The sequence below is a fragment of the Vibrio sp. MOR3 genome, assembly GCF_001557775.1.
GTDB lineage: Bacteria > Pseudomonadota > Gammaproteobacteria > Enterobacterales > Vibrionaceae > Vibrio > Vibrio jasicida.
Genome location: NZ_LNRD01000006.1, coordinates 80179 through 93633, shown reverse-complemented (window position 1 = coordinate 93633; position 13455 = coordinate 80179). Strand labels below are relative to the sequence as shown.

13 protein-coding genes are annotated in these 13455 nt (G+C 45.9%); 9 read left to right on the top strand and 4 right to left on the bottom strand.

What is annotated here, in order from left to right:
• Positions 1 to 72 precede the first annotated feature (72 nt).
• Positions 73 to 1335: an amidohydrolase family protein gene (locus ATB76_RS13765; protein ID WP_061035490.1), complete on the top strand. Its 1263-nt coding sequence runs from the start codon at positions 73 to 75 to the stop codon at positions 1333 to 1335.
• A 470-nt stretch (positions 1336 to 1805) separates the two neighbouring features.
• Here ATB76_RS13765 and ATB76_RS28465 read toward each other — a convergent pair whose 3' ends face one another.
• Entirely contained in the window at positions 1806 to 1967 is a 162-nt protein-coding gene (locus ATB76_RS28465; RefSeq protein ID WP_179946836.1) for a hypothetical protein, read from the bottom strand.
• Positions 1968 to 2202: 235 nt separating this feature from the next.
• Complete coding sequence (locus ATB76_RS13760; protein ID WP_038868052.1) at positions 2203 to 2523, bottom strand: hypothetical protein; 321 nt, start codon at positions 2521 to 2523, stop codon at positions 2203 to 2205.
• Between the two features lie 205 nt (positions 2524 to 2728).
• On the opposite strand from ATB76_RS13760, the gene ATB76_RS13755 reads away from it, so the two are divergent.
• The 7 genes from ATB76_RS13755 to choV all read left to right on the top strand — a co-directional run bounded on the left by ATB76_RS13755 (position 2729) and on the right by choV (position 11064).
• Complete coding sequence (locus ATB76_RS13755; RefSeq protein ID WP_061035489.1) at positions 2729 to 3790, top strand: sensor domain-containing diguanylate cyclase; 1062 nt, start codon at positions 2729 to 2731, stop codon at positions 3788 to 3790.
• 418 nt (positions 3791 to 4208) lie between these two features.
• Entirely contained in the window at positions 4209 to 4808 is a 600-nt protein-coding gene (gene betI, locus ATB76_RS13750) for a transcriptional regulator BetI (RefSeq protein ID WP_061035488.1), read from the top strand.
• A 16-nt stretch (positions 4809 to 4824) separates the two neighbouring features.
• Positions 4825 to 6285 (top strand): betaine-aldehyde dehydrogenase, encoded by a 1461-nt coding sequence (gene betB / locus ATB76_RS13745; protein WP_061035487.1) that lies wholly within the window; start codon positions 4825 to 4827, stop codon positions 6283 to 6285.
• A 19-nt stretch (positions 6286 to 6304) separates the two neighbouring features.
• Positions 6305 to 8005, top strand: a complete 1701-nt coding sequence (gene betA, locus ATB76_RS13740) for a choline dehydrogenase (RefSeq protein WP_061035486.1) — start codon at positions 6305 to 6307, stop codon at positions 8003 to 8005.
• Positions 8006 to 8034: 29 nt separating this feature from the next.
• Complete coding sequence (locus tag ATB76_RS13735) at positions 8035 to 8973, top strand: choline ABC transporter substrate-binding protein (protein ID WP_061035485.1); 939 nt, start codon at positions 8035 to 8037, stop codon at positions 8971 to 8973.
• Positions 8974 to 9035: 62 nt separating this feature from the next.
• A complete protein-coding gene (choW, locus tag ATB76_RS13730) occupies positions 9036 to 9878 on the top strand; it encodes a choline ABC transporter permease subunit (RefSeq protein WP_005425967.1) in 843 nt (280 codons plus the stop codon).
• A 1-nt stretch (position 9879) separates the two neighbouring features.
• A complete protein-coding gene (gene choV / locus ATB76_RS13725; protein ID WP_061035484.1) occupies positions 9880 to 11064 on the top strand; it encodes a choline ABC transporter ATP-binding protein in 1185 nt (394 codons plus the stop codon).
• Positions 11065 to 11225: 161 nt separating this feature from the next.
• On the opposite strand, the gene ATB76_RS13720 is transcribed toward choV, so the two are convergent.
• Positions 11226 to 11882 (bottom strand): NAD(P)H-dependent oxidoreductase, encoded by a 657-nt coding sequence (locus ATB76_RS13720; RefSeq protein WP_005452292.1) that lies wholly within the window; start codon positions 11880 to 11882, stop codon positions 11226 to 11228.
• Between the two features lie 287 nt (positions 11883 to 12169).
• Between ATB76_RS13720 and ATB76_RS13715 the strand changes: the two genes are divergently transcribed.
• Positions 12170 to 12574, top strand: coding sequence for a hypothetical protein (locus ATB76_RS13715; protein ID WP_038868033.1), 405 nt, complete (start codon positions 12170 to 12172; stop codon positions 12572 to 12574).
• Positions 12575 to 12662: 88 nt separating this feature from the next.
• Here ATB76_RS13715 and ATB76_RS13710 read toward each other — a convergent pair whose 3' ends face one another.
• Complete coding sequence (locus tag ATB76_RS13710) at positions 12663 to 13454, bottom strand: slipin family protein (protein ID WP_038880752.1); 792 nt, start codon at positions 13452 to 13454, stop codon at positions 12663 to 12665.
• Position 13455: the final 1 nt, after the last annotated feature.

Here is a 13455-nt window from a genome sequence, read left to right as displayed (position 1 = left end):
ATGGCAATTTTATTTCCGGTCCACTCGATATGATGCACCTGTATTGAGACAACTGACTCGGAGATAGAAACCATGAGTATCGTAATTAAAAATGCAAACGTGTTTAACGGTGTAGATGAGCAACTTCTGAAGAACGTGGACCTTCTGATTGAAAATAACTTAATCACACAAATCGGGAAAGTGGATGACTCGAATGCTGAGCAAATCATCGATGCAGAAGGCAAAACGGTGATGCCAGGTTTAATTGATGCACACGTACACATTACGCTTTCAGCGGGCTTCAATGAGCTGGATGGCATGACTCGAGAAGAGATCGCGATTCGCTCAGCGAGAATCTCTGAAGAGATGTTGATGCGTGGCTTTACGACCATTCGTGATGTTGCAGGCAACACATTAGGTCTGAAGAACAGTATCGATAAAGGTTATGCGAAAGGTCCAAGAATTTTGCCTTGTATGGCCGCGATTTCGCAAACTTGTGGTCACTCAGACTACCGTCAAAACCAAGCACAAGAACGCCTAGCGAACGGTCATGAAGACTCACCACTAATGAAGTCGGGCGCATTTAAAGTCGCGGATGGTCGTGCAGAAGTATTGAAAGCGGTTCGAGAGCAGTTGTTTATGGGCGCTTCTCAAATCAAAGTGATGGCAGGTGGTGGTGCATCCTCTACGTTTGATCCTCTGGATACGTTGCAATACACGTTAGATGAAATGAAAGCGGCGGTGGAAGCGGCAAGCGATTATGGTACCTATGTAGCGGCTCATATTCACACAGCACCAGCGATGAAACGTGCCGCAGAGGCAGGTGTCATGTCCTTTGAGCACGCTACTATTATGGACGATGAAATCGCCCAAATTGTAAAAGAGAAAGGCATCTGGCTGGTTCCTTCATACTTCACGTCATCATTGATTGCAGAACGTAAGATCCCGTTGCCAAACGAAGAGACTTACCGCAAGACAGAACGCGTTGGTAAGGCAATGTTTAAGTCTGCTGAGCTTATCAAGAAATACGATATTCAAAACCTAGCGTTTGGTACCGACTGTGTTGGTAAAGCAAACGTTCATGAAAGTCAGATGCAAGAGCTGGGCGCTATTGAAACCACATTCGATACGATTACAGCACTTCGCATGGCTACCTCAAACTGTGGGCGTCTATTTGAATTGTCGACTTACAAACATCCGTATCAAGAAGGTAAGTTAGGTCAAATTGTGGAAGGTGCTTATGCAGACTTGCTTATCGTCGACGGCAATCCACTAGAAGGTGTAGATTGCGTGGTACAAGATGAAACTAAGAAAGTCATCATGAAAGACGGTGTTGTGTATAAGAACACACTATAGGCTAAATACCTCCTTACCAAAGGTGCTCACTGAGCGCCTTTTTTGCGTTTGGGGAAAGATTGGACGCCATTTAGCGAAAGCTTTCTGGGTTAATCCTTTGACCCGTTCTAGCCCTTTAAACCTTCCTACCAGTATCATCTTTCATTGAAACTAACGTCTCCTTTTAGGCTAATTTGTATTGTCCAGCGAGAGCGCCTCGATGCTCCCCTCGCGTTGAGTTTGGTTATGTTCTAGTACCCTATGCGTAAGGGGTAAGACCTTAAACATAGCGGCATAAGAGCGATGAATAGACACTATTTCACTTCTTATTTTTAGCCGTCAATGGTCCTGTCTTAGGTACTAAAGTTTAGAAAGAGAGAAGGGGCACAAGGTGATGATAGGGACGTGAATTCAGGGATATGACATACAAAAAACCGCACCTCAAAAAGGTGCGGTTTAGATAAAGGTAAAGTGACAGAATCTGATCGAGCTTACTTCATCACATAGCGGTAAGTTTTGATTGCCAACCAAGTAAAGGCTTTGAATAAAATTTTTACGGTCTTAAAGGCAACTTTACCTATGGACAGCATCAGTTCGCCGGCAACGGTTAGACAAGTGTGTAAATCAGTTTGTTTGAACTCTGCGTAAGTCATGTTGGTCTCTCATTTTTTAAGTGGGGACTCCTGTCGCTCAATGCATACCCTGTAGCGATATAGTAGAAATAAGCAGGAATGGGGACTTACCATTTGGCGCCACTTCGCACGTAAAGATAAAAAAGTAATATCGATTGTGGTGGTTATAAATAGCCGTGGTGAATTTTTGATGGGTGGATTACAGGTGCAAAAAAGCCACCACTAAAGAGTGATGGCTTCAAAGGGGCTGGTGTGATTAGTACTTTACAAACAACATTTTTCTGAGGCTGTTACATCGAGACTTATCTAGTGGGTCACCAAGGTATTCGCCATCTTCTGCCGCTTTCTTCATGACCAATGCTCTTGCTCGGTCACCACTGTCTAGGTCTTGATATTCTTCTAAGGTTTTCAGCTTCAATAAACGGTATTTCGATTTGTCTTTGCCAGAGGCGACACGATCGTAACAGTAACTCATCGCGCCTGCGTTTGCGCCAATCTTGCTTGCGTCGGTAATCGCATGAGCGTTAAAACCAATAGTGCTCGTGAGTAAAATTAAAAGGGCATTGCGTGCTTTCATTTTTCTTTCCTAATTCAATCAAGTTGATGAATAAGATAAAGGGCAACGACCACAAAAAATTGCCATTAAGCGACATTAGCGAAAAGTGAGCAATAACGCTTGTTTGTCAGAAACCTGTTAGTGATAAAGGTGTGGCGCAAATTGGTAAATCTTAACAACTTGAACTCAATAATCTTTGCTCATCGAATCATTCGGAGCACGCATTATGAATGCGAGAAAATTTACTAACGATACCAAGCGCAAGTTACTTCCGTTTGTTTATCTATTGACGCTGACTGGCTGGGGGATTTACACGCTCACACATGATTACAGTTGGCAGGCATTGTTATTGTTTGTCATCGGGTTACTGATGGTATTGCGTAACTACCACTTAGAAAGCGAACGCATTGACGAAAAGATCGCGAGTATTGCCGCGCACTCAGTGATTGGTGTCGTCATCCTCAATCAAAATTTACGAGTCGACTTTGCGAACAAAAGCTTTTCCAAGTTAACAGGACATACGGCCAAACAATTGAATGGAGAAGATTTGAAGAAGTATGGTTTCAGTTGTTTGAACGACGCGATTGCGAAGTTAGGAGCAAAAGCAAACTGGAAAGGCGAAATCAAAGTGACGAACCGTTTTGGTGACCACTTAACGTTAGATACTCACATCACGCATTATGAAATGGGGATGGGAATGAGTGATCGATATGTACTTAGCTTCCGAGATATCAGCCATCGAGTTCGGTTGGAGAATAAGCTCAAGAATCTTGCAGAAAAAGACCCACTAACGGGCTGTTGGAATCGTCGTCGTTTTGACAAGGAGTTAGCACGTCACGCCAGTATTGCTGACCGTTATGCGGTGTCGAATACCACACTGGCTATTATCGATATTGATCACTTTAAGCAGATCAATGACAAACATGGTCATGATGTGGGTGATGAGGTGATTAAAGAACTTGGGGAGTTGATGCGAGCGCAGTGTCGAGAGACAGACATTGTCGCTCGTGTTGGCGGAGAGGAGTTTGCGATTATCATGCCAGAGACTAATAAGCGCAGCGCGTTTGAAGCGATTTACCGTCTCAAAGAAATCATTCAATCAAAAAGCGTACTGGGCATCACGATAAGTGGTGGAATTACAACGATCAATCGTTCTGTTGAGCAGAGCTATCGCCGAGCAGACAAGGCTTTGTATCGAGCGAAAACACTGGGGCGAAATCGAGTGTGTAGCTCTGATGGATATTCTGAACACATAGTTCATACGAAAAGAGCAAAAGCGTTCATGTAAATGACGCAAACAGTAACAAGATAATCAGAAAGCGGTTTACATTTTATAACAACTTGACGAAGCAATGGTGTTTCTTTGTCCAATTGATAGTCATGAAATTAAAATGAGTCGTAATTATTTGATGTCGATGTATTTTTGTTTGTTTATGTTTTTGAGGTGTAAGTGCTCAACATGAAGTGTTTGCTCGTTAAATTCCAGTTTTCTTTTCTTACTATATGAAATTTAGTGGTTTATTTCTTATGCGTTAAGGTGTCAATCTCGATTTAAACTTCATTTTACAGATGTTTAATTAATGATTGTTGTCGAAATGATTCGCTTGTGTCTGCCATTTTTTCTAGATAATTAGTTTGAGTTCGAACTAAATTTGAGGCATTTTATATTTAACTAACCGTTCAATTAAAAATAACGAGGATGCAAAATGCCCAAGGTTGGGATGCCTGAAATCAGAAAACCGCAGCTAGTCAAAGCGACGATGTCGGTCATCGACAGAGTAGGTTTGCACGCCGCGAGCATCTCGTTGATCAGCAAAGAAGCAGGAGTATCAACGGGGATCATTAATCACTATTTCGGTGGTAAGCACGGTCTGTTAGAAGAGACCATGCGTGAGATCTTGCGCCAGCTTTCTGCCACCATCAAAGAGAACCTAAACCAGCTACCGGCTGATGCGCATCATCAACGTATTAATGCCATCATCGACGGCAACTTTGTGGGTTTCCAAGCCGAGAACCAAGTGGCAAAAACTTGGTTGGCATTCTGGTCGTACTCCATGCATGACGCGCAGCTCAAACGTCTGCAACGAGTGAATGAACGACGTCTCCTTTCTCACCTAAAAAAAGAATTAAAAGCATTGCTGGATCAAGACCAAGCAGAGCTTGTAGCGCATGGTATTGCGTCACTGATTGATGGCATTTGGCTGCGCGGAACGCTCAACCCGCAAGGCATCGATGCCGAGAAAGCACGCGTCATCATCAACGACTATCTCGACAAACAACTCACGTTCTACTCAAAACAAAAATAAAGAGTCAAATCTTCAAATGGATATGAAAGCACACTATATCGATGGTGCCATGCACCTAGGATGCTCAGAAGAACACTTCACTACATACAATCCTGCCAATGGTGAGCCGCTTGCGAATGTGAAGCAGGCTAACCAGCAAGATATGCAAGCGGCAATTGAATCTGCCAAGCGCGGTTTTGCTATTTGGTCTGCCATGACGGCGACAGAACGCAGTCGTATCCTGCTTAAAGCAGTGGCGCTACTTCGTGAAAGGAACGATGAATTGGCGGCACTAGAAGTTGCGGATACGGGCAAGCCAATCCAAGAAGCAAATTGTGTAGACATTGCAACGGGTGCGGATGTGATCGAGTACTACGCAGGTCTTGCACCTAGCATGCATGGTGAACAGCAACCGCTGAATGAATCGCAGTTTTTTTACACTCGCTGCGAGCCTCTAGGTATTTGTGCGGGCATTGGGGCGTGGAACTACCCAATTCAAATCGCGATGTGGAAATCTGCCCCTGCGCTTGCTGCGGGTAATGCGATGATCTTTAAACCATCAGAAGAAACCCCGTTAACCGCACTCAAACTGGCAGAAATCTACAGCGAAGCGGGATTGCCAGATGGCGTGTTCAACGTTATTCAAGGTGATTACCGAGTAGGGCAAATGCTCACCGCACATCCAGATATCGCTAAAGTCTCTTTCACGGGGGAATCTGGTACGGGCAAAGTGGTGATGGGTGACAGTGCTGCGACGTTAAAGCAAGTCACAATGGAGCTTGGCGGTAAATCACCAATGATCATTTTTGATGATGCCAAGCTAGACGACGCGGTTTCTGCTGCAATGGTCGCGAACTTCTACACCCAAGGTGAGGTTTGTACGCACGGTACTCGCGTGTTCGTTCATGAAGGTATTTATGATGAGTTTGTTGCTCAACTAAAAACTCGTACTGAGTTGCTGGTGGTTGGCGATCCGCTTAACGAGCAAACCCAAATTGGCGCATTAATTTCCAAAGAGCACGAATCAAAAGTCCTTTCCGCAATTGAACAAGCGAAAGCAAGCAAAGCAACGTTGCTGACTGGTGGTTACAAAGTCACAGACAATGGTTTGGCGAGCGGTAACTTTGTTGTGCCAACGGTTTTCATTGATTGCGAAGACGACATGCCGCACGTGCAGCAAGAGATCTTTGGTCCTGTGATGTCAGTGCTTAAGTTCAGTGATGAAGACGAAGTGATTGCACGCGCTAACAACACCGATTACGGACTTGCAGCTGGTGTGTTCACGCAAAATCTCTCTCGTGCACACCGCGTCATTCATCAAATCCAAGCTGGCATTTGTTGGATTAACACCTGGGGTGATTCTCCAGCTGAAATGCCAGTTGGCGGTTACAAACTGTCTGGCATTGGACGTGAAAACGGCGTGGAAACCCTCAAGCATTACACCCAAACCAAGAGCGTGTTAGTGCATTTGGGCGATTTCGATAGCCCTTACGCGTAATCAGTCTGGAGGATTTGTAATGCAACAACACTACGATTACATCATCGTCGGTGCTGGCTCGGCAGGCTGTGTTTTGGCGGATCGTTTGAGTGAAAGCGGCCAACACCAAGTCTTGCTGCTGGAAGCGGGGGGCTCAGACAAGAGCATCTTCATCCAAATGCCAACGGCGCTGTCTTACCCAATGAACACCGAAAAATACGCATGGCAGTTCGAAACTGTTGCGGAAGATGGATTGGACGGACGTCAACTGCATTGTCCACGCGGCAAAGTGTTAGGCGGAAGCTCTTCGATTAACGGCATGGTTTATGTTCGTGGTCATGCTTGTGACTTTGACGAATGGGAAGCAGAAGGCGCGAAAGGCTGGAACTACCAAACGTGTCTGCCGTACTTCCGTAAAGCGGAAACATGGGCAGGTGGCGCAGACGAATACCGTGGCGACAGCGGTCCTGTAGGGACGTGTAACGGCAACGACATGAAGTTGAACTCACTCTACCAAGCATTTATCGAAGCGGGTAAAGATGCGGGCTACCCAGAAACGCAAGATTACAACGGTTACCAGCAAGAGGGCTTCGGTCCTATGCACATGACGGTAGACAAAGGCGTGCGCGCTTCTACCTCTAACGCTTACTTAAGCCGTGCAAAAAAGCGCAGCAACTTCACCTTGATGAAAGGCGTAACTGCTCATCGCATTTTGCTGGAAGGCAAGAAAGCGGTCGGCATTGAGTTTGAGCAATCAGGCAAAATCAAACAGTGCTTTGCCAACAAAGAGGTTGTGTCGAGCGCAGGTTCTATCGGCTCGGTACAACTGCTGCAAATCTCGGGTATTGGTCCCAAGTCTGTGCTTGAAAAAGCGGGCATTGAAGTGAAACACGCACTAGAAGGGGTGGGTCAGAACTTGCAAGACCACCTTGAAGTGTATTTCCAGTATCACTGCAAACAGCCGATCACGCTCAACAGCAAGTTAGGTTTGATTAGCAAAGGTTTGATTGGTACCGAGTGGGTTCTGACGCGCAAAGGTCTGGGCGCAACCAACCACTTTGAATCGTGTGCGTTCATCCGTTCTCGTGAAGGATTGAAATCGCCAAACATTCAATATCACTTCCTACCAGCAGCAATGCGTTATGACGGGCGTGCGGCATTTGATGGTCACGGCTTCCAAGTGCATGTTGGTCCAAACAAGCCTGAGAGTCGCGGCAGTGTCGAAGTGGTTTCTGCCAACCCAAATGACAAGCCAAAAATCGAGTTCAATTACATCTCGACGGAACAAGATAAGCAGGATTGGCGAGACTGTATTCGTCTAACGCGTGAAATCCTCAACCAACCTGCAATGGATGCGTTCCGTGGTGAAGAGATCCAGCCGGGTCTTAACATCACTACCGATGAGGCGATTGATGAGTGGGTGAAGCAAAATGTAGAAAGTGCTTACCACCCATCGTGTAGCTGCAAAATGGGCGCAGACGATGACCCAATGGCAGTTCTGAATGAAGCCTGCCAAGTGCGCGGCATTGAAGGCTTGCGCGTAGTGGATTCATCCATCTTCCCAACGATTCCGAATGGCAACTTAAACGCTCCAACCATCATGGTCGCAGAGCGTGCTGCGGACATGATCTTGGGTAATCCCCTTAAACAATCGAATAACACACCGGTTTGGATTGCTCCGAACTGGCAAGAGACGCAAAGAATGCGTCCGCCGAAAAGAGACTTAAGCTCAATCTCATAAAGTCAGTAATCATTACAAGGAATTTAAACATGTCTACGATGACAAAAATCTTTTCATCTATCGCGCTGAGTGCAGTGGCGACAGGTGCTTACGCTAACCAATGTGAAACCGTTCGATTTGCCGATGTAGGCTGGACGGACATTACCGCAACCACAGCTGTTACCTCTGAACTGCTAAAAGGCTTGGGCTACAAAACCAAGACCGATCTTCTGTCTGTACCTGTGACGTACTCTTCAATGGCAAACGGCGACATTGACGTATTCCTAGGTAACTGGATGCCAACCATGGAAGGTGATATTGCCAAATACCGTGAAGCTGGCACAGTGGAAACCGTTCGCGCAAACCTTGAAGGCGCGAAATACACCCTAGCCGTGCCAAAGTACGTGTATGACGCTGGCGTGAAAAGCTTTGCTGACTTGGCAAAAAATGCCGATAAATTTAAAGACCGCATCTACGGCATTGAGCCGGGTAACGATGGCAACCGTTTGATCCAAGATATGATCGACAGCGATGCATTCGGCTTGACAGACTTCAGCCTAGTGGAATCAAGCGAAGCGGGCATGGTGTCTCAAGTATCTCGCGCAGTGCGCCGGAACCAATGGATCGTTTACCTAGGTTGGGCTCCGCACCCAATGAACAGCAATGTTGAGATGGAATACCTATCTGGCGGTGACGACTTCTTTGGTCCTAACTACGGCGGTGCAAATGTTTACACCAACGTGCGCCAAGACTACCTATCTGAGTGTCAAAACGTGGGTCAACTGCTTAAGAATCTAGAGTTCAGTCTAGAGATGGAAAACCAGTTGATGGAAGCGATTCTAAACCAAAAACAAAAGCCAGCGAAAGCGGCACAAGAATGGTTGAATGCCAACCCACAACAATTTGAAGCGTGGCTAGAAGGCGTCAAGACGCTAGACGGCAAAGACGCAAAACAAGCGATTACTTCTTACCTAAAAACAAACGCTTAATCATTCCTCTCTTTAGGAAAAGGTGGGTAGAGATGCCCGCCTTTTAACACAAAGGTTTTATTGTGAATTTTATTACGGACAACAAACTTCCGTTGGGTGAATGGATGGAAACAGGCGTGGATTGGTTAACCATGAACGCGTCGGGTTTCTTTGATGCTATCTCTATTTTTCTCGAAACCATCATTCTATTCGTGGTGGATATTTTCAAATGGATGCCACCGGCAGCACCTATCATCATGACCGCAGCGATTGCGTGGTTCCTACACCGCAGCATTCCTTTAGTTGTGTTTATCGTGCTGGCGCTGCTGACCATTCTTAATCTCGGCTACTGGCAAGAAATGCTGGAAACCTTTGTTCTCGTCTTCGCTGCGACAACGATTTCCGTATTAATTGGCGTGCCGCTTGGCATCATGGCGGCGCATCGCCCGTGGTTGTATACCTTATTGCGCCCGATACTCGATTTAATGCAGACCGTACCAACGTTTGTGTATCTGATCCCAACATTGGTACTGTTTGGTTTAGGTATCGTTCCGGGTCTGATTTCCACCATTATCTTTGCCATCGCCGCGCCGATTCGTCTGACTTACCTTGGCATCACCAAAGTGCCAGAAGAGTTGATTGAAGCGGGTAAAGCGTTTGGTGCAAGCCGCATGAAATTGCTCTTCAAAGTCGAACTCCCAGCGGCATTGCCAAGCATAATGGCGGGTGTGACCCAGTGCATTATGTTATCGCTTTCTATGGTGGTGATTGCGGCACTAGTAGGTGCCGATGGTCTAGGTAAGCCAGTCGTACGTGCACTGAACACAGTGAACATTTCTCAAGGCTTTGAAGCTGGTTTAGCGATTGTTTTGGTCGCGATTATTCTCGACCGCCTGTGCAAAGCGCCAAACCAAAAGGAGGCATAACATGGATGCAATTACGATTGAAAACCTCGACGTTGTGTTTGGTCAGCAGCAAGATCAAGCATTGGCGCTATTAGACCAAGGCAAGTCTCGCCAAGAGATCATTGATGAAAGCGGACAAGTGGTTGGTGTTGATAAGGTCACAATGAGCGTCAAACAAGGTGAGATCTGTGTATTGATGGGGCTTTCCGGCTCGGGTAAATCAAGTTTGCTTCGTGCCGTTAATGGCTTGAATGAGATCTCTCGTGGTTCACTAAAAATCAAAGATGGCGACGACATGGTAGAGCTTGCCAATTGTGACGAACAAACTCTACGTAACTTGCGTACTCACCGCGTTTCTATGGTGTTCCAAAAGTTTGCGCTTATGCCGTGGTTAACGGTATTGGATAACGTGGCGTTTGGTCTTGAGATGCAGGGCATTGGCAAAGCGGAACGTCGTAAAAAAGCGCGTGAACAATTAGAAATGGTTGGGCTAAGCGAGTGGGAGAGCAAGTTCCCTCATGAGCTTTCTGGTGGTATGCAGCAGCGCGTCGGTTTAGCTCGCGCCTTTGCTATGGATACTGACATCTTGTTAATGGATGAACCGTTTTCTGCGCTCGATCCTTTGATTCGCGCTCAGCTTCAAGATGAATTGATTCAACTGCAAGAGAAGCTCAACAAAACGATTTTGTTTGTGAGCCACGATTTAGATGAAGCGCTGAAAATCGGTAACAACATCGCCATTATGGAATCGGGTAAACTGATTCAACACGGTAAGCCTGAGCAAATCATCCTTGCGCCAGAAAACGACTATGTAGCAGATTTTGTGGCTCACACTAATCCGCTCAATGTTTTGAAAGGTCGTTCATTGATGCAAGCCAGTACCGAGCTTAAGCAGCAGAATGACCGCGTATTGGTGTGTGCAGATAAGCAGATTTGGGTCGAGCAAGAACCGAAAGGCGTCACGTTAGTGGATTCCGATAAGTCGTTGGTGAATTGGGAAAGCGATTCAACCACACTCGACGACATCGGCGAAAGCACGGTCGTTCAAGCTAACCCAGACATCAGCATGCGTGAGGCGATTGAACTAAAGCAACGCAGCAATCAACCTATCTTGTTAGTAGAAGAGAACAAGCTAGTGGGCGTACTGAGTGACAACGAGTTGTATGACGCACTGCTTGGCAACTTTAGGTCCAAGCAAGTGGCGTAGTTGTCTCTTATATCAAAACGTTTGTAGATTCCCCCTCTGCAAAATAAAAAAGAGCCGTACTCTTAGACTGGAAACTAAGAAGTACGGCTCTTTCAATTTGAACAATGATTTAGATAGCTAGGTTCTAGGCTAGGAACCAAGGACCTAGGAGACGATACTCATTAAAGAGTAGTAATTACGTCATCCATGTGTAGACGTGCTTTTGGTAGACCGTGGTTGTAGTCTTCGCCGTCTTTGTGGTAGCCGATTGCTAGTGCAACTTCACATACGTGACCGTCTAGTTCTGCTTTAAACTCTTCGCCGATCAGTGTTGGGTCAACACCTTCCATTGGAGTAGAGTCGATACCTAGACGCGCTAGTGTGTGCAGTAAGTTACCAAGTGCGATGTAAACTTGCGCTTTAGTCCAGCCGCCGTTGTAGCCGTTCTCATCTGTGTTTGCTTCAGCAAATGCGTAAGCACCCATGAACATGTCGTACATGTCTGCTGGTAGGTGACCAGAAGTTACTTCAGCATCAACACGCTTCGCGAATTTCTCTTTAGTGAATTTTGGATCGTACGCTAGCAGAATAGTGTGAGACGCTGCTTTAGCGTGCGGTTGGTTGAATTGGTGCATGTTAGCAAACGTGTCGTGGAAACGCTGTTTCGCTTCGTCGCTCTCAATTACGATGAATTTCCAAGGCTGAGAGTTGATAGAAGACGCAGATAGGCGGATTGCTTCTTTGATGATTGCCATATCTTCTTGAGAGATGCGTTTCTCTTCGTCGTATTTTTTAGCTGTGTAACGGTTGTTTAGGTCTGTAATGATTTGATGAGACACGTTTATATCCTCTTAATATTATTAGACAAATGAAGATGCGCTTAGCATCGGTAACCATGCGTACCTCGAAAGTGAGTCCATAATATCGACTTTTATCGAATTGATAATACGTGTTTCGTTTAAATCACTTTCTATTTTTTATTGAAAATCGAATTTGAACGCCTAAAAGGCAGGTTGGTATTCTCCGTACGCCGACGTTCAGAAACCGCAGAAACCACCAACGAGCTTGGTAGGATTATCAAATTACATTCATAATGAAAATAGATAAGTTGGTTGGAGGCTAGGGTATGAACGTAATCGAGGTTTTTAACGACAGCTACGAACGCTGCGTTACCCATGAGGACTTCTTTGATTTGTTCTATGAGAACTTTTGGTCGAAAGGTGAAAACTTCAGACAAAAGTTCGATGGCGTGGACATGAAAAAGCAAATCCGGATGCTTAAAGGATCTATTGTGTTTGTGATGATGGCAGACACCTCAACAGACGCTCGTGACATGATGAGGAAATACGGTAATAAGCACGGACACAATAATATTGGCGTCGCCCCTGAAGATATCGATGTCTGGTTTGAAAGCCTGTTAGAAACCGTCGCTCAATGTGATCCTGACTTTGATGAAAGGGTCGAGTACGCGTGGCGTCACTGCTTTGAAACAGGATTGGCAATTATGAAGAAAGAGTGCACCGATGCATAAGTTCAATCAATGTTGAATTCGTAAAGGGAGTAGAACACAGCTACTCCCTTTTTCCTTTTTCTACTTGCCTCTATAGCGGCTACTAGGCTTACTCTTTCCCTTCTTCCGACTCTCCTTGATTCTTCTTCACTGCTTTGGCGATATCGGAGACCGCTTCGACGAGATTAATCGGCATCGGGAAGATAATGGTCGATGTCTTGTCTGTGGTGATTTCAGTGAGCGTCTGCATGTAACGAAGCTGTAATGCGTTCGGTGCTTTGTTTAGCATCTCTGCTGCTTCTCTGAGCTTGTTAGAGGCTTCTAATTCACCTGTCGCGTGTATGATCTTCGCGCGACGGTTACGTTCTGCCTCGGCTTGGCGGGCAAGGGCGCGAACCATACTGTCGTTAAGATCGACGTGTTTCACTTCAACTGTTGCTATCTTGATGCCCCAATCGTCAGTTTGTTGGTCGAGAATGGATTGAAGGTCTTTGTTGAGACGTTCACGTTCTGAAAGCAACTCATCCAGTTCATGCTGACCAAGCACCGAGCGCAGCGTTGTCTGCGCAAGTTGGCTGGTGGCATCGCTGTAGCTTTCAATATTGTTGATCGCCATTTGTGGGTCGACAACTCGGAAGTAAACCACGGCATTGACTCGGACCGATACGTTGTCACGGGTGATCAAATCTTGAGTCGGAACATCCAACACTATGGTACGTAAGTCAACGCGAACCATTTGTTGAATGAAAGGAATTAATATGATCAAGCCCGGTCCTTTTACTTCTTGGAAACGACCGAGGAAGAACACCACGCCGCGCTCGTACTCACGCAGCACCTTGAACATTTGCGTTGCCAGTGCAACCAATAAAACAACGATAACGGCAACAGTGTAGAGCATCATA

What these genes read in the sequence shown, in the direction of transcription:
- betB (WP_061035487.1), top strand. Translation starts at nt 4,825, where the DNA reads ATGGATATGAAAGCACACTATATCGATGGTGCCATGCACCTAGGATGC.
- ATB76_RS13765 (WP_061035490.1), top strand. Translation starts at nt 73, where the DNA reads ATGAGTATCGTAATTAAAAATGCAAACGTGTTTAACGGTGTAGATGAG.
- choV (WP_061035484.1), top strand. Translation starts at nt 9,880, where the DNA reads ATGGATGCAATTACGATTGAAAACCTCGACGTTGTGTTTGGTCAGCAG.
- ATB76_RS13735 (WP_061035485.1), top strand. Translation starts at nt 8,035, where the DNA reads ATGTCTACGATGACAAAAATCTTTTCATCTATCGCGCTGAGTGCAGTG.
- ATB76_RS13715 (WP_038868033.1), top strand. Translation starts at nt 12,170, where the DNA reads ATGAACGTAATCGAGGTTTTTAACGACAGCTACGAACGCTGCGTTACC.
- ATB76_RS13760 (WP_038868052.1), bottom strand. Translation starts at nt 2,523, where the DNA reads ATGAAAGCACGCAATGCCCTTTTAATTTTACTCACGAGCACTATTGGT.
- ATB76_RS28465 (WP_179946836.1), bottom strand. Translation starts at nt 1,967, where the DNA reads ATGACTTACGCAGAGTTCAAACAAACTGATTTACACACTTGTCTAACC.
- betI (WP_061035488.1), top strand. Translation starts at nt 4,209, where the DNA reads ATGCCCAAGGTTGGGATGCCTGAAATCAGAAAACCGCAGCTAGTCAAA.
- ATB76_RS13755 (WP_061035489.1), top strand. Translation starts at nt 2,729, where the DNA reads ATGAATGCGAGAAAATTTACTAACGATACCAAGCGCAAGTTACTTCCG.
- ATB76_RS13710 (WP_038880752.1), bottom strand. Translation starts at nt 13,454, where the DNA reads ATGATGCTCTACACTGTTGCCGTTATCGTTGTTTTATTGGTTGCACTG.
- betA (WP_061035486.1), top strand. Translation starts at nt 6,305, where the DNA reads ATGCAACAACACTACGATTACATCATCGTCGGTGCTGGCTCGGCAGGC.